This window comes from Rhizobium sp. KDH_Rht_773_N (assembly GCF_052946295.1).
In genome coordinates, this window is sequence record NZ_JBRFNB010000002.1 from 109,776 (window position 1) to 130,584 (window position 20,809).

Genomic DNA, 20,809 nt, shown 5'->3' on the forward strand with positions numbered 1-20,809 from the left:
CACTTCCGGCGCGGACAGCGGCAGCGCGAGACAGGAATTACCTGCCGTGCCAGCCGTTGCCCAACGCCAGCGTCATCGCGATCATAGCGGAACACGACTGAAAAGCTTTGAAGATTCCGCGCCATAAATATCTCTGCTTTGACCGGAGACGCAATGCCGCGGATGCATTCTCACCGCCCGGCCGCCGCCCCGGCCCGCAATCCGACACTCCTCAGATAGGCTTCGAGTGCCGTCACCTCCCCTTGCGAGATGATCGCGCCGACATAACCATCCGGACGAATAAGAATCCGGTCGCCCGGCGCAGCCTCGTAGGTGTCGCGGAACCGGTTCTCGCTATCGGTGTAGTCTCCACCTTGCCCGATGCGGTGGATATGCAGTGCTTTGAGCGGTTGGACGGCGACCGTCTCTGCTTCAAATTCCAGCAGAGTCCAATGGGGTCCCTTCAAGAGGTCGAACAGCCGTGCAGGTTGACCTGCGGCCCCCTTCAACAGGACGTCGGGCGCGCGATTGCCGGCAAGGACGCGCGCCTGACGCCGGGGAGCGTCAAGGGACAGGCTGGAGCCGACATAGCCGATGTCCAATTGTCGAACCTCCCGGCCGCGCCTTATGTCGCCGCGCTTCATATCTTCGAGCAACCTGACGGCTAGCCCCAGCATGCCTGCCGCGACCGGGCGGCGCTCTTCCTCATAGCTGTCGAGAAGCGTCTCCGGGGCGCCTGACAGGACCGCCGCGAGTTTCCAGCCGAGATTATAGGCATCCTGAATACTGGTGTTCAGGCCCTGCCCGCCGGTTGGCGGATGGGTATGGGCAGCGTCCCCCGCGAGAAAGACGCGCCCGACACGGTAGCTGTCGGCAAGCCGCGCATTCATGTTAAATGCCGACGCCCAGGAGACTGATCGGATGAGAATATCCGTACGGCCGGTGCGTTCGGCAGCCAGCGCCGAAAGCCCTTCAGCCGAAAGATCGATGTCGCCTTCGAGAGGCACGGGTCCCTGCAGCTGGAAGAGCCCTGTTTCGGCCAAGGGGCAAAAGGATATTTGCGTCTCCATCGACCCCTCATTGAAGCGATGCCAGACATCGCTGCCGAGGCCCGTCAGTGTCACGTCGGCAACAATGGCGCGAACATCAAGCGTCTTTCCGGGAAAGCCGATGGCGAGCGCCTGACGCACAAAGCTCCGGCCACCATCAGTACCGACAAGATAGTGTGCGCGGACTGTCTGCTCTTTTCCACTATGCGCCAGCCGTGCGGTTACACCCTGCCCATCCTGTTCGAAGGCGATCAACGCGCAGCCGAACACCGGTACATGGCCGAGTTCGGCAAGGCGCTCGCGCATCGCCCTCTCCGTCAGGAATTGAGGTACGAGCAGCGGCACTCCGTAGGGTTCCGACGGGATCGGCTCATGGGTCTCGACAAGCGGGAGATCTCTGACACTGCCATCATTGCGATATTCACGCTGACGCGGGTAGCAATTGCCCGCTGCCGCAATCTTGTCGACGATGCCGAAGTCCTCGAACCCTTCCAGGGTTCGCGGCTGAATTCCTTTGCCGCGCGAACCTCGAAACGGATCATTCATCTTCTCGACCAGGCGGAAGGACACGCCCCGTCGGGCCAGATCGATCGCCAGCGTCAAGCCGGCTGCCCCGGCTCCACAGATCAATACATCGACTGCGTCATCTTCCATCATTGATGCGGCTCCTTTTGTGTGTATTATGCACATAATAGGAGAACGGGAATGCCGTCAACAAAAAATGTGCAAAATACACATATCGCGACTCGTATCCGCGAGCTTCACGTGGCGTTGCTTGAGATCGTCAGCATCATGAACCGGCCGCAGAGGGACGAGGCAATGGTCAGGGAGGCAGGGATTTCGCTCGATCGCGCCCTCTTCCCTCTGCTCGTGGGCATTGAGAGACTGGGACCGATTGGCGTCGTCGATCTGGCCGACCGGGCCGGCCGCGACTACACGACGGTCAGCCGCCAAGTCGCGAAGCTGGAGAACCTCGGCCTCATCCAGCGTCAACCGAGCAGGACGGACCGGCGCGTCACCGAAGCGGTGGTCACCGCGAAGGGCAAATCGATGACGGACCGCGTCGATGCAGCGCGCGAGAGGATAGGCATCGAGATATTCAAGACATGGGATCCCGATGATCTGGATAATCTGGTCCGCCTGATGCAGAAGTTTGCCGATGCCGTGAAGGATGATCCGGTCAAGGGCTGACGCATGCCGCGCAGATGAGCAGGGTCGAGCCGCCCTGTCAGATCGACATATCCTGTCGGTGCAGCCGGAAGGAGGCGAGGCGCCGGCGGGACGGCAGGCGCCTTGAGGCTCTCGTTTGAGCCGGTCTACCAGCAGGTGAAGCCGGCATCGACGTTGACGATTGCTCCCGTCATCAGGCTTGCCGCGCCGGACGCAAGAAAGAGAACCGCGCTTGCGACCTCCTCGGGCGCGCCCATGCGCCCCATCGGCGTGTCGGCAAGCCAGATCGGAATCCGCTCGCGATTGGCCTCGACTGCCGCGACCATCGGCGTTTCGATATAGGTCGGGGCAACCGCATTGATCCTTACCCCGTGCTGCGCCCATTCGGCGGCCATGGAACGGGTGAGGTGGTGAACGGCAGCCTTGGAGACGTTATAGGCGGTCTGCGGCTGCGGCCGGTTGCAGATGATGCCCGACATCGAGCCGAGATTGACGATCGCGCCCCGTTTCATCGCCACCATATGGCGGCCGAAGGCGCGCGAGCACCAGAAGACGCCGTTGACGTTGACATCCATCATCCGCAGCCAATCGGCGTCCGTGACGTCCTCTGCGGCAATCCCGTTCTGGCCGATCCCGGCATTGTTGACCAGGATCGTCGCCGGACGACCACCCTCGGCAAGTTCATTGGCAATCGCCTCCATGCGGGCGGAATCGGTCACGTCGCCGACACGAAGTTCGACATCATATCCTTTATCCTTGAGCGCCAGCGCCTGTTCTGCATCGGCCTCGTTGCGCTCTATGACGACGACGGCTGCACCGGCTTCGGCGAGCGCGTGTGCACAGCAAAGCCCGATGGCGCGCCCGCCGCCGGTGACGACGGCGCGCTCGCCGTCAAGACGGAATTTCTCCTGATAGCTCATGGTTTGCTCCTCAGATATCGAACGCGCTCGGGAGAACGACGATGTCGCGGATCGTCACGTTGCGCGGACGCGTCAGCATGAACATGATGGCGTCGGCCACCTCCTTGGGCTCGATCAGGGCGCCGGCCTCCTTCGCCTTGCGCAGGTTCTCCTCCGGCCAGTCGGCAAGCAGCGCGCTGATGACGGGTCCCGGCGAAACCGAGCCGACACGAATGCCGCTTTTCAAAAGCTGACGGCGCATCGTCTGGACGAAGCAGTGCATCGCCCATTTCGACGGCGAATAGACGGGCTCCCACGGGACGGGCGAATGGCCTGCGACCGAGCTCGTGACGACGATGTCGCCGCTGCCGCGTTCGATCATATGCGGAATGACGGTCCGGACGTTCTTGATGACGACATTGACGTTGAGGTTCAGCATCCGGTCGATCGCGTCGAGATTGGCATCCGCAAGGTCGCCGCCGATATAGGTGCCGGCATTGGCATGCAGAATGTCGAGCTGCCCTACCTTCGACGACACGCGGTCGAGAAGCTGGGCACATGCCTGCGCATCCAGCAGGTCCAAAGCGAGAGGTATTGCCCGTACGCCAAGGCGCTCGCTGGCTGCCGCCAGCGCCTTCTCGTCGCGGTCGACAAGAACGACCGTGGCGCCTGCTGCGATCATCGCCTCCGTCGACGCCATTCCGATACCGGACGCGGCGCCCGTGATCGCGGCGACCTTCCCTTTCAACTCGTTCATTCCTTCCTCCTTGGTTGGGGCGGCCTATCTCGCTCCGCCGCATGCTGCATGATATTCGGCAAGGCTCTTCGTCACCCGCCAGACCAACAACGCCTCCGGGTCGAGCGGCGCATCGGAAAACTGCTCGGCAGCCGGCATGTGCTGCCAGAAGAGCGGGCGCGGTACGGATTTTCCCGCAAGCGCGCCGCAAAGACGTGCGACCGCGGATTGCGCCTGCTCGGATGTCCAATAGTAGCGAATGCGATCGGACAGCGAATAATGCCGAAGCCAGCGCCGCTCGTCCTCGCTGCCGTGATAGTGGCGGCTCCAATTGTCCCGATGCGCCAGCATCAGGGCCTCCATCGCGGCATATAGCGGACGCTCGCCATAATCAGGCACGAGGTCGGATGCGATCAAATCCAGCCCGTAGAGGGCTTCGCGCAGGACGAAGGTCAGTTCCGGCCCGACCTTCAGGATCGGAAAACCGTCTGCGACGAGCGCGGCCAGCGGACCGATGCCCTGATAGTCGGTGGAATGCGCCTCAAACACGAATTGCGGCTCGTCGTCGAGCACCTGCTTCAACGCCTCGATCTTGCTGCGGTCGTAGCTGACGACATTGTGGTTGCCGAATTCGACGCCCGGCTGCACCACAAGGCCGATGGCGCGCGCAAAGGCTTCCGCCAGACCGGCTTCGGCGAAGACACGACGATGGACGTCGATGGTGCGCCTGGCGGCCGAAGCGGCAGTCGGCTCGATCGCAGTCAATGCATGATCGGCGCCGCCAGGAGGAGGAACCTCGGTGCCGATGACATAGACCGGCATGGCAGCCCCTGCCCGCCTTGCCGCGGTCTCCGCGACAGCGGCAAGGCGGGCCGCGCGACGGGCGGTCGCCTCGTCGTCCAATGCGGCGGGTTCCCCCAGGCAGCCCATCGATGCGTCGAGATGGATCTTGCGGAACCCGGCCTCGATATAGGCCGCCACCATCCGCTCGGCTTCAGCTATGGCCTCGTCAGCCGCCCGATCCCGCCAGGGGTTCGGTCCGAGATGGTCGCCGCCCAGCACAATGAGGCTTTCCGGGCAGCCCTCCTCTTTGGCAATGCGCAAAACCAGAGCCGCAAAGTCTGCGGGGGTCATCCCGGTATAGCCGCCCAGATGGTTCACCTGGTTGCAGGTGGCTTCGATCAGAACCGTGCTCGAACGGTCGCGCCCGTGACGCAGTGCCGCCCGCAAGACGACCGGATGGGCCGAGCAGACGGAGGTAATGCCGGCCGGACGACCCTCAGCCCTGAGCGCAGCCAGTTCGGTGAGCGCAATCTGCATCAGGAGCGCCTTTGCGTTGAGGCGATGAACGCGTCGAGTTCCCAGCGGGTGCCTGCACCCTCCATCGGGCCGCGGACCGTCACGTTGCGCGCACCAGCGGCCGACCCGTAGGTGAGTGCCTCGCCTGGTGACATTCCGAGCCGCCGGCAGGTGAGGTAGGCCCCGCCGAAACAGTCGCCGGCGCCGGTCGGATCGACCTCCTCGACGAGGAAGGCAGGAGCATCGATACGGTCCCCCTCTCTGCCGAAATAGGTCGCGCCCTCTGCACCGCGCTTCAGCACGATCTCCTTCACGCCGATGTCGAACAGGCGCCGGATCGCATCGGCCTCGCCCGCGATGCCTGCGGCGCGCTCGAGTTCTTCCCCCGACGGCAAGAGCAGATCGGCCGTGGCGACAAGCCGGGAAAACCGGCGCTCGGTATCCTCGTCGAGCTGCAATTCCTTGCGCAGGTTCGGATCGACCGAGAGCGTGCCGCCGCGCGCCTTCACGATATCGACCGCCCTGTCGATGACCTCCCGCGCGCTGGGAACGGAGAGAGCCGAACCCATGACATGAAGATGCCCGCTGCGGCTCACGAGATCGCTGACCCCCGCGGACCAGCCGAAGCGGGCGGCCGCCGATCTGGCTATATTGTAGACGAAGTCGCGGGAGCCGTCCTTGCGGTAGCGGACGAAGGCGCTTCCCGTCGGATAATCGGGATCGACGGTGATGGCGGACACATCGACACCATCGCGCTTGAGGCGGTCGATATTGACGCGGCCGAAATCGTCGTTGCCGACCGCCCCCACCATTGCTGCCGCTCCGCCGAGCCGGCCGCATTGCGAGATGAAGATTGCCGGCGCCCCGCTTGCGAACGGCCCGACAAGCGGCTGGGCTTCAAGGAACCCCTCGCCGAGCGTCGTGGCGACGATCTCCACCAGGATCTCGCCGACGCAAACCGTGGGGCCGAGTTGGTCCGGAGCCAGCACTGAAGCCATTGCAATCCCGCTTTCGATAGATGCCGCTAAATCGCAGTTGATCGTTGTATTGCACCGTCTTCGCCACCGAATTCCTCGTTTTCGAGGGAAAGGAAGCGCCCGTGCAGCATGCATGCCGCCCCAAAGGCGGAACCGAATTCCGCGTCGTCATCGACGACGATCGCGGGTGTCGGAAAAGGAATATTCTGGCCCTCCGACATGTGGACGGCCACGCGGGCCGCCACCATCGGATAAAGCGAGGCGACGGAACCGCCCAGAACGATCCGGTCCGGATCGAGCAGGCGGCAGGCCTGCAGCAGCGCATAGGCCAGATGCCGCGACCAGATCTCCGCTATGTTTACCGCGTCCGGAACGCGATCGCGAACGTCGGTGAGAAATTCCTGCAGGTCGGCGTCGGCGCGGCCGGTCGCTTCCCTGTACTGCCGGATCAGCACCTCGCGGCCGATCAGCTGCTCGAATTTCTGCCCGCCGCTTCCCGGCACGAGGGTATGGCCGATCTCACCCGCGAGGCCATGGCCGCCGCGAAACAGCTTTCCATCGATCATGATCCCGCCGCCGACACCGGTCTCCATGAGCAGGAAGAGCGTCACGCCGGCAACGCCGTGACGATAGCTGTCGCCGATCGCGAAAGCGTTGGCGTCGTTTTCCACCGCGATCGGCACCTCGGCCGGAAAGGCGCTGCGGCCGATCTCCTTCAACGGCACGTCCCGCCAGCCGATGATCGGCGCAAGCGTGACAATTCCGTCCGGCCGGATATGGGCCGGCACGGATATGCCGAGCCCCTTGCAGCGCTCGATCATCTGCTTCGGCATGGCGTCCGTGATGAGCTCGACCCCGCGCGCCACGGCCTCCTCCACGCTTGAGGACTGGGCGTGGAAAGCGAGCCTGCGGCAGACCCGGACATCTGCCGAAAAATCCACGACAACGGCAGATATATGCTCGACGCCGAGTTCGATCCCGGCAAAGAACGCGGCATCCGGCACCAGTTCGAGCATGATTCCCGGACGGCCGGCGCGGGATTGCTCCGAGCGCTGCTTGCTGCTCTCCTCCGATTCCTGGACCAGGCCGCTTTCCGTCAGTTCGGCAACGATCTCGCCTGACGACGAACGGTTCATGCCGAGCTTCCGCGCCAGATCGGCCCGGCTCAGGCGGCGATGGCTGTAGATCGTCTGCAGGGCGGCAACGATGTTGTTCTGCCGGATCCTGCGCGGCGAGCTTCCGATGGAGACAGTGTCATTCATTTTCATTTCTCTTCAAATCGACTGCTCCAGCCTATACGTGCGAAGCAGATCGGCAGAAGGATTATCACGGGCGCGCGTTCGTGACGCGCCGCCGCTTGGCTTCCTCGTATTTCAGTTCGATATAGCGCTTGGCATGAGCGGCCAGCGGATCGTTGTCGGTCCAGGTATCGCGCCAGATTGCACAGGCGAGCGAGAGGCCTTCGTCGACCACGGCGGTCGAAAAGCTTTCGAACACGATGTCGCGCCTGTAGTCGATATCGAGCAGCGCATCGAAAATAAGGTCGAAATTGATGACGCCGTCGCCGAGGTAGCCGCGATTGCTTTCGCCAATGTGGAAATAGCCGATCTTGTCGCCGGCAAGCCGGATCGCGGCCGCCGGATTTGCTTCCTCGATATTCATGTGGAACGTGTCGAGATGCAGCCGGACATGGTCCGACCCGGTTTCGGAGATGAACTTCAATCCCTGGGCCGTGGTGTTCAGAAGGTTCGTCTCGAAACGGTTCACGATCTCCAGGACGAGATCGACCCTCGCATCCCGCGCGATATCCGCAGTCGCGGCGATCGCGGCGACGCTGTTGTCCCAGCCCCTCTTCGTCGGCTGCCGGTTATATTTGGTATGCGCGGAATAAAGGATGCCGCCGAGCTTGTTTCCACCGATGTCACGAACCGCCCGCACGGCATCGGCCAGCATCTGCCTGCCGGCGGCAACGGCCGCCATATCCTCGCTAGAAATATCCTTGTCGACAGGCAGGCCCATCGTCACGCCGATCTCGACATCGAGCGACTGGGCGAGCTTCGCCAGACGATCGAGATTGAATCTCTCGGGGCGCAGATAGGCAAATTCGATCGTACGATATCCGTGCTCGGCTGTCTTGTTGAGAGCCATTTCGAGCCCCTCCTGCGTTTGGCCGCCTGTCCATACAAATGAATGGATACCCAATCGACGCATAGCCGTTTTCCTCCGCTGGATGCCTATCTCCGCGCCACAGCTATGCCATTTAGTATGGTAACGCAACAAATAAATTTACAGATCGTAATTTTGCTTCCGCGAGAAATCTGATTGCGATGCAGCAATTTCCATCGTATCTGCGTCGCCATGGATTTTATGCGAAAATTACTTTCTACCGAAATCAACGACATAGCCCACATATTTGCAGGTTTAGACAACAAATATTGCGCGGACACCGATTTTCATCTACACAATGACCCGGCGAAATGATCTCGCTGCTATCTGGGAGGATTGAAATGAACTACGCTTTGAAAGCCAGCGCGCTTGCGCTGACGCTCAGCCTCGCCACCGCCGCGTCGCCGGCCTGGGCAGACTTCTGGTCGGACGCCGGCGCCAAATTCAAGGGCGTGACCCTGCACGGCGTGACCGAAAGCACGCCGCCGTCCAATTACATCAAGGATGTGCTCGCGCCCGAATTCGAGAAGAAGACCGGCATCAAGGTCGAAATCGAGACGACGTCCTGGGATCAGATGTACGACAAGGCCATCAAGGACATGGAGGCCAAGACCGGCATCTACGACATGGTCTACATCGAGCAGGACATCATCTACTCGTATCTGGCGCGCAATTTCCTGGTCGACATCACCCAGACGCTGAAGGATCAGCCGGATCTGAAGGCGCCGACCTACGATGACGCGAACTTCACCAGCTTCGCCGACTATTTCAAGGACGCGAAGGGAGATCTCTTCGGCGTGCCGATGGAAGCCTTCCTCAAGACCTACCTCTACCGCAAGGACCTCTTCGACGACCCGAAGATCAAGGAAGCCTTCAAGAAGGAAACCGGCAAGGACCTGAAGCCGGCGACCACGCATGAGGACTACACACAGATCGCCGAATTCTTCACCAAATACGGAAAGGACAACGGTCTCGAGCTCTGGGGTACGACCGCTCAGGCCCATACGGGCCACGCCGCATCCTGGTACGAATATTTCGAATCCATCGCGCCGACCTTCGGCGTCTACAACTGGGGCATCGACGCCAGCAACAACTACGCGGCGACGGTCGAGCATGGCGGCGCCATGAACAGCGACAAGGCGAAGGCCGCGTTGAAATACTGGCTGCACCTGCGCGATATCGCGCCGCCGGAATCGACGCAATCGACCTGGACGGAAACGGCGACGACCTTCGCGGCGGGCCGCGTCGCCCAGGGATTGATCTACGGCGAGAACGCGGCCTGGATCGCCAGCGATCCTGCGCAGTCAAAGGTGGTCGACAAGGTAGGCTTCGCCCTGCCGCCGCTTGAACCGGGCGTTCTGGAGGATGCCAAGTCCGGAAAGGGCTACATCGGCTATTATGACGGTGGCGCCTTCGGCCTGCCGATTACATCCAAGAACAAGGAAGCCGCGCTGCTCTTCCTCGAATTCATGGGGCAGAACGACGTGCAGCCCGATTGGGCGATCGCCGCACCGCGCATCACCAACACGGCAACCTTCGACGATCCGAAGGTCAAGGCGATGGATGTCAAGCTCGGCGGCTTCTATACGATGCTGAAGGATCAGGGCAAGCTCTTCGCCGGCGCCCCCCCGTATCCGTTCCACGCCCAGCTGCGTGAAGCCACCCTGCCGATCTTCTTCGACATTCTGACCGGCAAGATCGCCCCCGACGAAGGCCTCGACCAGATGGCGGCCAAGACGGAAGAGGAGCTCACGTCGCTCGGCTATCGCAAATAAGTCATCCTCCCCACCTTGGCGGGTCGTCTTCGCTTGGCGACCCGTCTCTTTCCTGGCTCGATAGGTCGCCCAACGGGCGCCAAAGAGGATGAAGCGATGCATTCGCAAAAGTTTGGATGGCTGCTGCTGTCACCGACGATCCTGATCCTCGGGCTCTTCGGTATTTTTCCTTTCATCTATGTCGTCTGGGTTTCCTTTCATCAATGGAACCCTTTTGCCGCAAATCCGCTGATGGTCTTCAACTGGGCTTCGAACTACCGAAGTCTCGTCTTCGACAAACAGTTCCTCGCCTCGCTCGGCATCACCGTCGCCTTCGTCTTCTTTGCCGTCGTTTCCGAGCTCGTGCTTGGATATATGCTCGCGCAGGCACTGATGAAGGACTTTCCGGGAAAGGCCTTCTTCCGCACCATCCACACTCTTCCGCTGATCATGGCGCCTATCATCGTCGGCTCGGTGTGGAAACTGATGACCACACCGTCGATCGGCATCATCCCGTACCTGCTGCGAAACTGGTTCGGCTATGATCTGAACATCGGCCAGAGCGCGCTCGCCGCCTTCACCATCACCGTCATCATGGACGTCTGGCACTGGACGCCATTGGTCACGCTGTCCCTGATCGCCGCCCTGGTTTCGCTTCCGCCCGATCCCTTCGAACAGGCGCAGATCGATGGCGCCGGCAAGAGCCAGATCTTCTGGCATATTACGCTGCCACTGATCCGCCCTGCCCTTCTGGCAACGGTATTCATCAGGCTCATGGACGCGCTGCGCACGGTCGACGAGGTTCTGATGCTGACCGGCGGCGGTCCGGGGTCCTCGACGCGCTATATCGGCGTCCACATCTTCAGGGAAGTCTTCCCGAAAACGAACTACGGCTACGGTTCGGCGATCTCGGTCGTCGTGCTCTACCTCACCATCGTCGTCTGCTGGCTGCTCTATGTCGGCCTGATTGCTCCCCGCGCGAAGAGAGGCTGATGCCATGAAGAGACAGAACCCCTGGCTTTCGGTTCTCCTGTGGACGCTGATCAGCTTTGCGACCCTTTTCCCGATTTACTGGCTCTTCGTCATCTCGGTGAAGCAGCCCTTCGATCTGTTCTCTACGCCTGATGTCGTCCTGCGGAGCTTCTTCTGGAAGAATTACCAGGACGTGCTGACGAACGAGACCCTGCGGCGATACATGATCAACTCGCTCGTCATCTCGTCCGGCAACGCGGTCCTGGTCACGACACTCGGCTTCCTGGCCTGTTACGCGCTGTCGCGCTTCGACCTCGCCGGCAAGGAAAGCATCTTCTTCTGGACGATCACCAACCGCATGGCGCCGCCGGCGGTCTTCCTGCTGCCGCTCTTCCTGCTTCTGACCCAGGTCTACAAGTTCGGCGACTTCTCACTCGCGGATTCCAGGCTCGGCATGATCCTGGTCTACTGCTCGTTCAACCTTCCCTTCGCCATCTGGACGCTGCGACCGACGGTAGAGGGCATTCCGAAGGAACTGGACGAAGCGGCCTATGTGGATGGCGCAAGTCCCTGGATGGTCCTCTACGACATCGTCTTCCCCCTGGCGCGACCGGGCCTTGCGGTGACGCTCATCCTCACCTGGGTCTTCGCGTGGAACGAATATCTGCTTGCCGCCACGCTGACCAATTTCAACGCCCGAACGCTTACAACCGGCCTATCGGAATATGTGACGACGACTGGCACGGCCTGGGGCATCATGGCGGCGATCTCCATGCTGACTTTGATCCCGGCGCTCATCGTCTTCTCGGTCGTGCAGCGTCACATCGTTGCCGGTCTGACCTTCGGCGCAGTGAAAGGATAGCAAGATGGCTTCGGATTCTGAAAACAACGAAAAGCAGCCGGGCTTCCTGCCGATCGAGACCAACTGGTTCGACCGGCTGTTCATCTCGGTCGTCATCTGGGTCGCGCTGTCCCTGCTCTGGATGCGGTTCATCGAACCGTTCGGGCTTTCGGTGTGGTTTGCGGTGGCAATCTCCGCCGCGCTTGGCGCCTACATTATCTGGAAAGGGTGAACCGATGGTCTTTTTGAACAAAATCAAGACGCAAGCCGTGCTGGACTAGGGAGAAACGACATTGGCAAATGTACAGGTCAGCGACGTCACCAAGAGATATGGCGCTCTTCAGGTCATGCACGGCGTCAGCGTCGATATCGAGGATGGCGAATTCGTCGTTCTGGTCGGCCCTTCCGGCTGCGGCAAGTCCACGCTGCTGCGCATGATCGCCGGTCTCGAGACCGTCAGCAGCGGCGATATCAGGATCGGCGGGCGCGACGTCACCAACGCTCCGCCGAAGGAACGCGACATCGCCATGGTCTTCCAGAGCTACGCGCTCTATCCGCACAAGACGGTCGCCGAAAATATGGGCTTTCCGCTGAAGATGGCCAAACGGCCAAAGTCGGAGATCGACGAGAAGGTCGGAAAGGCAGCCGCAATCCTCGATCTGACGCGGTATCTCGACCGCTATCCGAAACAGCTGTCGGGCGGGCAGCGGCAGCGCGTCGCCATGGGCCGGGCGATCGTGCGCGACCCGCAGGTCTTCCTTTTCGACGAGCCGCTGTCCAACCTCGACGCCAAACTTCGCGTCACCATGCGTGTCGAGATCAAGGAGCTGCACCAGCGGCTGAAAACGACCACAATCTATGTCACGCATGACCAGATCGAAGCCATGACGATGGCGAACAAGATCGTCGTCATGCGTGACGGACGGGTGGAACAGGTCGGCAAGCCCCTCGACCTCTACGACTTCCCGGCCAATCTCTTCGTCGCCGGCTTCATCGGCAGCCCGTCGATGAACTTCCTCCAGGGCAAGATCGCAACGCGGGACGGCAGGCAGGTCGTCGTCACCGATCAGGGCGTCGTCCTGCCGGTGGACCGCGTGAATGCCGAGGACGGCAAGACGGTGACATACGGCATTCGGCCGGAACACATCACCATCGCCGAGGACGGCATTCCGGTTGAGGTGTCGGTCTATGAGCCGACGGGCTCCGAAACGTTGATCTTCGGCCGTGTCGGCGGCGTGCCGATCGACGCGCTTATCCGCGAGCGCATCGAAGTCACGCCCGGCAAGGTGCTGCATTTTCATATTGATCCCCGCCGCGTTCACATCTTTGATCAGGCAACGGGTCAACGATTGTAAGGTGAGGAACAGATGGATTTCCAAGGCAAAAAAGTAATCGTCACCGGTGCCGGCAAGGGCATCGGTCGCGTCGTCGCAGAAACATTGGTCAGGCGGGGCGCTGACGTCGCGGCATTGACGAGAAGTGCCGATGATGTCGTATCGCTCCGCGAGGAACTGGGCTGCCAGGCCGTTCAGGTCGACCTTGCCGATGCGAAGGCGACGCGGGAGGCTGCACGCGCCGTGCTCCCGGCCGATTTTCTGATCAATTGCGCGGGGACCACCGAACTGCAGTCCTTTCTCGATACGACCGTCGAGGCCTTCGATCATCTGATCGCCGTCAACACGCGCGCGCCGATGATCGTCGCCCAGGAATATGCGCGCTCGTTGATCGAGGCCGGCCGTCACGGCGCCATCGTCAATGTCTCCTCCGTCGCCGCCTTCGTCGGCATCCCCGACCATGCGGCCTATTGCGCTTCAAAGGGCGGTCTGGACGGGTTGACGCGGGTCATGGCCAAGGAGCTGGCGCCACAGGGCATTCGCGTGAACGGGGTGCACCCGACGGTGACGCTGACGCCGATGGCGATCAAGGCCTGGAGCGATCCGGAAAAGGCCGCCGGCATGCTGAAGCGCATTCCCGTCGGGCGGTTCGCAGAGTCTCAGGACGTGGCGGAGGTGATCCTGTTCCTGCTCTCGGACGAAGCCGCGATGGTCAACGGCATTTCGATGCCGGTTGACGGCGGCTACATGATCGCGTGAGGCTTCGCATGACCTGGCCGGACAGATCTTGCCCGGTCAGGCCTCAAGCCTTGGCGGGCATTTTCATCACCCTGGCCTCGGCTGCGTCCTGCGCATCCGGCAGCATGAAATCCAGGTCGCAGCCGTTTTCGGCCTGCATTACATGCCGATTGTAAAGCCCGAGCCAGCCGCGGGTTTCGGCGGCCGGTGCAGGCGTCGGCAAACGTCTGGCAAGTTCTGCCTCCTCGACCAGCAGTTCCAGCCGGCGCTCCCGGACGCTCATGCGGATCATATCGCCGTTGCGCACCAGCGCCAGCGGTCCCCCGGCTGCCGATTCCGGCGAGACGTGCAGCACGATCGTGCCATAGGCCGTACCGCTCATGCGCGCATCGGAAATGCGCAGCATGTCCTTCACACCCTTGCGGGCAAGTTTGGACGGAATCGGCAGATAGCCCGATTCCGGCATGCCCGATGCCTTCGGTCCGGCATTCTTCAGCACCAGAATATCGTCTTCCGTGACATCCAGATCGGGATCGTCGATGCGGTCGGAGAGATCCTTCAGCCCTTCGAACACGACCGCGCGGCCGGTCTTTTCGAACAGCCGCTCGTCGGCTGCCGCACGTTTCAGGATCGCGCCCTTCGGCGCCAGGTTGCCGAAGAGGGCAACAAGCCCGCCATCGGCGCGGATCGGCGTTTCCACCGGCCGGATGACGCTGCCGTCGATCCAGCTGTCGTCGGGCGGCACGAGGTCGGCCAGCGCCTCGCCCGTCACTGTGCGGGCCGAAAGGTCGAGATGGTCGCCGAGCCGCCGCAACAGCGCGCCGACGCCGCCGGCATAGAAGAAGTCCTCCATATAGGCGTCACCGGTTGGCTTGAGATCGACAAGCACGGGTGTGGCGTCCGACATGGCGTTGAGCTTGTCGAGATCGACCTTGAGGCCGAGCCGGCCGGCGATGGCCGCCAGATGGATGATGGCATTGGTGGAACCGCTGATGGCGAGCAGCGTCTTCAGCGCGTTGTCGATCGTCGCCTGCGTCACCGTCTCCTTGAACGTGCGGCCGGAAGCGATGAGACCCATGGCCGCCGTACCCGTGGCTTCGGCGGCACGGAGGCGATCGGCATGGACGGCGGGAATGGCAGCCGTTCCCGGCAGCATCAGACCCATGACCTCGAGCATGATCGCCATGCTGGAGGCCGTGCCCATGACGGCGCAGGTGCCGGCCGTGGTCGCCAGCGAACCTTCGACCTGATCGATCTGTTTGTCTTCCAGCTCCCCGGCGCGATAGCGCGCCCAGAAACGGCGGCAATCGGTGCAGGCGCCAAGGCGCTCGCCCTGATAGCGCGATGTCATCATCGGCCCGGTCGCAAGCACGATCGCCGGCTTGTTGGCCGAGGCGGCCCCCATGACGAGCGCCGGAAGCGTCTTGTCGCACCCGCCAACGAGCACGACGGCATCCATCGGCTGGGCGCGGACCATTTCCTCCACGTCCATCGCCATCAGGTTGCGGAAAACCATGCTGGTCGGGTTCAGAAAGACCTCACCGAGCGAGGTGACGGGGAAATCGAGCGGCAGGCCGCCCGCGGCGAGAACCCCGCGCTTGACGGCTTCCACCAGCTCCGGCACGCCGCGATGGCAATTGTTGAAGCCGCTTGCCGTCCAGGTAATACCGACGACAGGCTTTTCCAGCATCTTGCGGGAATAGCCCATGGAGGATGCGAAGGAGCGGCGCAGATAGGCGGCGAAGCGCGGATCGCCGTAGTTCGTCAGGCCGTTGGTAATGCCTTTCTCGGTCTTGGTCATGCGGGCCGGCCTTTCAGGAGAAACGTGCTTCAGGGTCCGGCGTATCGCCAGGCTTGGCCAGAAAATCGAGGTCGCAGCCCTCATCCGCCTGCAGCACATGCTGGGAGAAGAGCGCACCGTAACCCCGCTCGTAATGCGGTGGCGGCGGGACCCATTCGGCGCGGCGACGGGCAAATTCTTCCTCGGAGATCAGCAGATCAAGGCTGCGCCCCTCTGTGTCCAGGCTGATGAGATCGCCGGTCTTGACCAGCGCCAGAGGGCCGCCAACGCGGCTTTCCGGACAGACATGCAGGATGCAGGTGCCATAGCTCGTGCCGCTCATGCGCGCGTCGGAGAGGCGCACCATGTCACGCACCCCCTGTTCGAGCAATTTCTTGGGGATCGGCAGCATGCCCCATTCCGGCATGCCCGGCGCGCCGGTCGGCCCGGCATCCTGCAGCACGAGGACGCTATCGGGTGTCACGTCGAGATCGGGATTGTCGATCTGTGCGAGCATCTCCTTGAAGTTCTTGAAGACGATTGCCGGACCGGTGTGCTGCAGGAGGTTCGGGCTTGCCGCAGCGCGCTTCAGCACAGCGCCGCGCGGCGCAAGATTGCCCTTGAGCACCACGAGCCCACCGGCCGCATAGACCGGATCGGACAGCGGCCGGATGACCTCGTCATCGTAGGGTGCCGCCCCCTCGATCTCCTCTCCGAGCGTACGACCCGTCACGGTCATGCAGGAAAGATCGAGATGATCCCTGATGACGGAGAGCAGCGCGCGAAGCCCGCCGGAATAATAGAAGTCTTCCATCAGGTATTTGCCCGACGGCTGCAAATTGCAGATGACGGGCACGGCCTCGGCCGCCGCGGAAAAGTCATCGAGCGACAGGTCGACATTCAGGCGCCTTGCCATCGCGATCAGATGGATCAGCGAATTGGTGGAGCCCGACAGCGCCATGTCGGTGACGATAGCATTAAGGAAGCTTGCCCGCGTGACGACGTCGCGCGGGCGCAGGTCTTCCCAGACCATCTCGACGATGCGCCGGCCGGCTGTGCTCGCCATCTGCGAATGCGTGGAATCGACGGCCGGAATGGAGCTTGCGCCCGGCAGCGTCATGCCGAGAACATCGGCAAGCGAGGTCATGGTGGAAGCCGTGCCCATCGTGTTGCAGGTGCCGGGCGAACGTGCCGTGCCTTCGCCGAAGGCCCGCCAGGTCTTCTCGTCGATCTTGCCGGCGCGGAAATCGGCAAGTGCTGCCCAGGTGCTGGAGCCCGTGCCGAGATTGCGACGGCCACGGAAATGGCCGCTCAGCATCGCGCCCGCCGGCACGAAGATCGCCGGAATGTTCATGCTGGCCGCGCCCATCAGCAGGGCCGGCGTGGTCTTGTCGCAGCCGCCCATCAATACGGCGCCGTCGATCGGATGCGAGCGGAGGATTTCCTCCGTGTCCATGGCGAGCAGATTGCGATAGATCAGCGTACTCGGGCGCACATAGGTCTCGCCGACGCTAAGCGCCGGCAGTTCCACCGGAAAGCCGCCGGCCTGCCAGATGCCGCGCTTCACTTCCTCGACGCGCTGCGGGAAATGCGTGTGGCAGGAATTGAGATCGGACCAGGTATTGAGGATGCCGATGACGGGCTTGCCCTGAAAATCCTCGCTCGTATAGCCCATCTGTTTGGTGCGGTAGGACTTGTGGTTGCCAGGCTGGCCGCTTGCGCCGAACCAGCGCTGGCTGCGCAGATCCGCAAGGGCAATCTTCTTGTCTTTTGTCATCGGCTTGCCTTCAGAGCAGACGCGTATGCGTGAACTTGATGTTGAGATAGTCGTGGATCGCCGTCGGCCCACCCTCGCGGCCATAACCGCTCTGCTTGACGCCGCCGAAAGGCCCTTCTGGGATCGCAACCACGCAGGTGTTGATGCCAACCATGCCGGCCTCGATGCGTTCGGAGACCATGGTCGCCGCACTCAGCGAACGGGTGAAGAGATAGGAGGCAAGGCCGGCCTCAAGCGCATTGGCCCGAGCGATCGCTTCCTCGACGTCGGAGAAAGGCAGGATGGGGGCGACCGGCGCGAAAGGCTCCTCGCGCAGAATCTCCGAGTCCGGATGCACATCCATCATCACGGTCGGCTCGAAGAAATAGCCGGCATTGATATCGGCAGGACGCCCGCCGCCGCACAGGATATTTGCGCCGCGCTGGCGGGCATCCGCCACCAGCGCTTCGGCGCGGTCGCGCTGGCGGATCGTGGTCATCGGTCCCATGGTGACGGCGCGGTCGAGCCCGTTGCCGAGCTTGAGACGCTTGGCGACTTTCACAAAACCATCGGCGAATTCATCGGCCAGCTTTTCGTGCACATAGAAGCGGCTCGGAGCGGCGCAGACCTGTCCGGAATTGCGGAATTTGGCGAGAGCCGCCGTTTCCGCCGCAAAGGCGACATCGGCGTCTTCGAGCACGAGGACCGGCGCATGGCCGCCAAGCTCCATCGTCAACCGCTTCACCGTATCGGCGCTCTGGTGAATCAGGATCTTGCCGACGCGGGTCGAGCCGGTGAAGGAAACCTTGCGTACCGAGGTTGCTGCCATCAGTGGCGCAATCACCTCTTCCGGCGTACCGAAGAGCAAGGTGATGGCGCCTGCCGGCAGGCCGGCGTCCACGCAACATTGCACCATGGCGGCAACGCAGGCCGGCGCTTCCTCGGCGGGACGTACGATGACGCTGCAGCCGGCGGCAAGCGCCATGCAGATCTTGCGGGCCGAGAGGTTGATCAGGAAATTCCAGGCCGTCAGCGCCAGCACGACACCGACAGGCTCGTAGGTCATCAGGCCGCGACCGCCCGGGCCACGCGAATTGACGGTTTCGCCGGAAAGCTGGCGGGCCTGATCGGCGGCCCATTCGAAATGCTCAGCGCCGGAGATGACCTCCGCCTCGGCTTCGCCGATCGGCTTGCCGACCTCCATCGTCAAAAGCCGGGCGATCTCCGGCATGCGTTCGCGGATCAGGCCGGCGATCTTGCGCAGCATGTCGGAGCGTGCCCAGGGACCGACCTTGCGCCATTCGGCAAAGCCGCGCTCGGCCGATACCAATGCGTCAGCGACGTCGGCACCGCTGGCGAAAGCCAGCTCGCCGAGGACCTCTTCGGTTGCGGGATTGATCACCGCAAAATCGCTGCGGCTGCGGCCCTTTCGAAGCTCATTGCCGATGATCAGCGCAGGCGCCTGATATGTCATCATTCCTCCCTGTCCCGCCTCCGTCAGATTTGCCATGTGCCTATAATCTCTGCACTATCGGCCTCTGCCGGCGAACGGGGACAATTCCTGTCGGCTCCACATTCCAAATTGCGCACAAAATTGTCAACAAAATAGTTGCCGAAAAATTTCATCCGTGCCAGTTTTTCTTCGCCGTGTGGTGATATGGTCTTTCCGTCACCCTTTCTCCTTTCACATGTGATCCGCTATGACCCAATATCCCGTCGCCGCCCTCATCGCCCCGCATGCCAAGCTCATCCCGGTTCTGCATGTGGAAAATGCCGATCATGCCGAACCGCTGCTGGAGGCGCTTGTCAGCGCCGGCATCAAGATCCTCGAAGTGACGCTGCGCAGTGCGGCCGGCCCCGAAGTCATCCGCCGTATGCGCAAGATGAACACCGATGCGGTCATCGGTGCCGGTACCGTCACCAAGGCCGATCAGCTGAAACCGGTCGTCGAAGCCGGCGCGATGTTTGGTGTCAGCCCTGCCCTCACACCCGCGCTTGCCGAGCAGGTCCGGCTTTCCGGCCTTCCCTTCCTGCCGGGCATCTGCACGCCGAGCGAATCCCTCTACGCGCGCGAATGCGGCTTCTTCGAACAGAAGTTCTTTCCCGCCGACCTCTTCGGCGGCATGGGCTTCATCAAGCATGTCGATCCGCTCTTTCCCGACGTGCGCTTCTGCCCGACCGGCGGCATTTCGGACGAGAACTCGAGCCAGTATCTGGCACTGCGCAACATTTTCGCCGTTGGCGGCGCCTTTCTCGCGCCACGCGATCTCATCGAAAAGGCCGACTGGAAGACGATTCACGAACGCGGCAAGGCATCGGTGGCAGCCGCCAGCCGTTGATCAACCTTCGAACAGCGGCTCCGGCAGGCCCGTGACGTCGAGATGGATGGCAAAGAGGCCGCCCACCAGGGGTTCGGCCTCCTTTTCCGCAGCGCTCATGCCCTCGTTTGCCGTGGTGATGAACAGCGTGCGGTAATCCGCGCCACCGAAGGCGCACATGGTCACGCGGCTCGCCGGCACTTCGACAATGCGATCGACCCGGCCATCGGGCGTGAAGCGGACGACGCAGCCGCCCATCCAGCGGCCGCTCCAATAGCAGCCATCGGCATCGACAGCGCCGCCGTCGGGCCTTCCCGGTGCACTCTCCCGCTCCAGCCAAAGGCGCCGGTTGCAGGCGATACCGTCGGAGCCGTAGTCGAACCGGAACACTTGCTGTCGGCCGCCGTCGACCCAGTACATGACCCGTCCCTCCGGGCTGAAAGCGAGGCCATTGGCGATGGTGCTGTCATTGGCGAGCGGACGAACGCATTTATCCCGGCTGAGCTGCCAGAGCCGCGCCGAGGCGGCATCGCGCGCCAGATTCATCGAACCTGCGAGAAACCGCCCCTCCCGGTCGCAGCGCCCGTCATTGAAGCGGTGGTTTGCAAGACCGACCTCGGGCTCTGCTATTGTCTCGATCGCACCGCTATCCGGATCGAAGAAGGAAAAGCCGTGCTCCATGGCAAGCACCAGTCCGCGGCTGCGCCGCAACGCGAAGCACCCCACGCGTCCGGGCATCGTGAAACTCCCCACGAGACCTGTCGCCGGATCGATCCGGTGAAGGCGTTTCGCCGGAATGTCCGTCCACCAGAGACACTGGCTTCGTTCATCCCAGACCGGCGATTCCCCGGTCTCGTTTCCGGCCGCCAGCAGCAGTTCAGCCTTCAGTCTCATCCTTTGCCCGCCCCCCGATCCATGCGATAAAAGGACCGTGCCCAGGGGTGGCGAATTTTGTCAACAATTTTGTAGATAAAATGGATGACATTTCACAAGCCGCTGCTAGTGTGACCGCAACTCTCCGCCAACTCCTTCATTCGATTA

The 20,809-nt window shown here is 62.3% G+C and carries 19 protein-coding genes; 8 read left to right on the forward strand and 11 right to left on the reverse strand.

Annotated features, from left to right (window positions below; all coding sequences use genetic code 11):
- Positions 1 to 170 precede the first annotated feature (170 nt).
- Entirely contained in the window at positions 171 to 1,685 is a 1,515-nt protein-coding gene (locus tag ACU8HS_RS22445; protein WP_447016221.1) for an FAD-dependent oxidoreductase, read from the reverse strand.
- 48 nt (positions 1,686 to 1,733) lie between these two features.
- On the opposite strand from ACU8HS_RS22445, the gene ACU8HS_RS22450 reads away from it, so the two are divergent.
- Complete coding sequence (locus ACU8HS_RS22450; protein WP_113413724.1) at positions 1,734 to 2,219, forward strand: MarR family winged helix-turn-helix transcriptional regulator; 486 nt, start codon at positions 1,734 to 1,736, stop codon at positions 2,217 to 2,219.
- Between the two features lie 125 nt (positions 2,220 to 2,344).
- Here ACU8HS_RS22450 and ACU8HS_RS22455 read toward each other — a convergent pair whose 3' ends face one another.
- The 6 genes from ACU8HS_RS22455 to ACU8HS_RS22480 all read right to left on the reverse strand — a co-directional run bounded on the left by ACU8HS_RS22455 (position 2,345) and on the right by ACU8HS_RS22480 (position 8,320).
- Positions 2,345 to 3,118 carry an SDR family NAD(P)-dependent oxidoreductase gene (locus tag ACU8HS_RS22455; RefSeq protein ID WP_112755385.1) on the reverse strand — a complete coding sequence of 258 codons (774 nt, stop codon included), beginning with the start codon at positions 3,116 to 3,118 and terminating at the stop codon, positions 2,345 to 2,347.
- A gap of 10 nt (positions 3,119 to 3,128) precedes the next feature.
- On the reverse strand, positions 3,129 to 3,854 hold the full coding sequence (locus ACU8HS_RS22460; protein WP_447016222.1) for an SDR family oxidoreductase: 726 nt from the start codon (positions 3,852 to 3,854) through the stop codon (positions 3,129 to 3,131).
- A gap of 24 nt (positions 3,855 to 3,878) precedes the next feature.
- Positions 3,879 to 5,153, reverse strand: coding sequence for a class II D-tagatose-bisphosphate aldolase non-catalytic subunit (locus ACU8HS_RS22465; protein ID WP_447016223.1), 1,275 nt, complete (start codon positions 5,151 to 5,153; stop codon positions 3,879 to 3,881).
- Positions 5,153 to 6,130, reverse strand: a complete 978-nt coding sequence (locus tag ACU8HS_RS22470; RefSeq protein WP_113497177.1) for a tagatose kinase — start codon at positions 6,128 to 6,130, stop codon at positions 5,153 to 5,155. The genes ACU8HS_RS22465 and ACU8HS_RS22470 overlap by 1 nt, the downstream gene beginning before the upstream one ends.
- Positions 6,131 to 6,156: 26 nt before the next feature.
- Positions 6,157 to 7,371, reverse strand: coding sequence for an ROK family protein (locus tag ACU8HS_RS22475; RefSeq protein ID WP_112754123.1), 1,215 nt, complete (start codon positions 7,369 to 7,371; stop codon positions 6,157 to 6,159).
- 64 nt (positions 7,372 to 7,435) lie between these two features.
- Positions 7,436 to 8,320: a sugar phosphate isomerase/epimerase family protein gene (locus tag ACU8HS_RS22480; RefSeq protein WP_112703495.1), complete on the reverse strand. Its 885-nt coding sequence runs from the start codon at positions 8,318 to 8,320 to the stop codon at positions 7,436 to 7,438.
- Between the two features lie 296 nt (positions 8,321 to 8,616).
- On the opposite strand from ACU8HS_RS22480, the gene ACU8HS_RS22485 reads away from it, so the two are divergent.
- The 6 genes from ACU8HS_RS22485 to ACU8HS_RS22510 all read left to right on the forward strand — a co-directional run bounded on the left by ACU8HS_RS22485 (position 8,617) and on the right by ACU8HS_RS22510 (position 13,935).
- A complete protein-coding gene (locus ACU8HS_RS22485; protein ID WP_112570195.1) occupies positions 8,617 to 10,050 on the forward strand; it encodes an extracellular solute-binding protein in 1,434 nt (477 codons plus the stop codon).
- Positions 10,051 to 10,146: 96 nt separating this feature from the next.
- Complete coding sequence (locus tag ACU8HS_RS22490) at positions 10,147 to 11,022, forward strand: carbohydrate ABC transporter permease (RefSeq protein WP_447016224.1); 876 nt, start codon at positions 10,147 to 10,149, stop codon at positions 11,020 to 11,022.
- 4 nt (positions 11,023 to 11,026) lie between these two features.
- Positions 11,027 to 11,863 carry a carbohydrate ABC transporter permease gene (locus tag ACU8HS_RS22495; RefSeq protein ID WP_447016225.1) on the forward strand — a complete coding sequence of 279 codons (837 nt, stop codon included), beginning with the start codon at positions 11,027 to 11,029 and terminating at the stop codon, positions 11,861 to 11,863.
- A 4-nt stretch (positions 11,864 to 11,867) separates the two neighbouring features.
- Complete coding sequence (locus tag ACU8HS_RS22500; RefSeq protein ID WP_112570201.1) at positions 11,868 to 12,074, forward strand: DUF2160 family membrane protein; 207 nt, start codon at positions 11,868 to 11,870, stop codon at positions 12,072 to 12,074.
- 61 nt (positions 12,075 to 12,135) lie between these two features.
- Complete coding sequence (locus ACU8HS_RS22505) at positions 12,136 to 13,197, forward strand: ABC transporter ATP-binding protein (protein ID WP_447016226.1); 1,062 nt, start codon at positions 12,136 to 12,138, stop codon at positions 13,195 to 13,197.
- A gap of 12 nt (positions 13,198 to 13,209) precedes the next feature.
- Positions 13,210 to 13,935 carry an SDR family oxidoreductase gene (locus tag ACU8HS_RS22510; protein WP_112753872.1) on the forward strand — a complete coding sequence of 242 codons (726 nt, stop codon included), beginning with the start codon at positions 13,210 to 13,212 and terminating at the stop codon, positions 13,933 to 13,935.
- A 43-nt stretch (positions 13,936 to 13,978) separates the two neighbouring features.
- Here ACU8HS_RS22510 and ACU8HS_RS22515 read toward each other — a convergent pair whose 3' ends face one another.
- From ACU8HS_RS22515 to ACU8HS_RS22525, 3 genes are read right to left on the reverse strand one after another with little or no spacing between them, the layout of a single operon-like run.
- Positions 13,979 to 15,715, reverse strand: a complete 1,737-nt coding sequence (locus ACU8HS_RS22515; protein WP_113413730.1) for a dihydroxy-acid dehydratase — start codon at positions 15,713 to 15,715, stop codon at positions 13,979 to 13,981.
- Positions 15,716 to 15,728: 13 nt separating this feature from the next.
- Entirely contained in the window at positions 15,729 to 17,471 is a 1,743-nt protein-coding gene (gene araD, locus ACU8HS_RS22520; protein WP_447016227.1) for an L-arabinonate dehydratase, read from the reverse strand.
- A gap of 10 nt (positions 17,472 to 17,481) precedes the next feature.
- The gene (locus tag ACU8HS_RS22525) at positions 17,482 to 18,927 is read right to left on the reverse strand and encodes an NAD-dependent succinate-semialdehyde dehydrogenase (protein WP_447016228.1); all 1,446 of its coding nucleotides are present in this window, start codon (positions 18,925 to 18,927) and stop codon (positions 17,482 to 17,484) included.
- 223 nt (positions 18,928 to 19,150) lie between these two features.
- Here ACU8HS_RS22525 and eda point away from each other — a divergent pair, with 223 nt between their 5' ends.
- The gene (eda, locus tag ACU8HS_RS22530) at positions 19,151 to 19,789 is read left to right on the forward strand and encodes a bifunctional 4-hydroxy-2-oxoglutarate aldolase/2-dehydro-3-deoxy-phosphogluconate aldolase (RefSeq protein ID WP_377312565.1); all 639 of its coding nucleotides are present in this window, start codon (positions 19,151 to 19,153) and stop codon (positions 19,787 to 19,789) included.
- Here eda and ACU8HS_RS22535 read toward each other — a convergent pair whose 3' ends face one another.
- Positions 19,790 to 20,662, reverse strand: a complete 873-nt coding sequence (locus ACU8HS_RS22535; RefSeq protein WP_447016229.1) for an SMP-30/gluconolactonase/LRE family protein — start codon at positions 20,660 to 20,662, stop codon at positions 19,790 to 19,792. It lies immediately after the preceding gene.
- Positions 20,663 to 20,809: the final 147 nt, after the last annotated feature.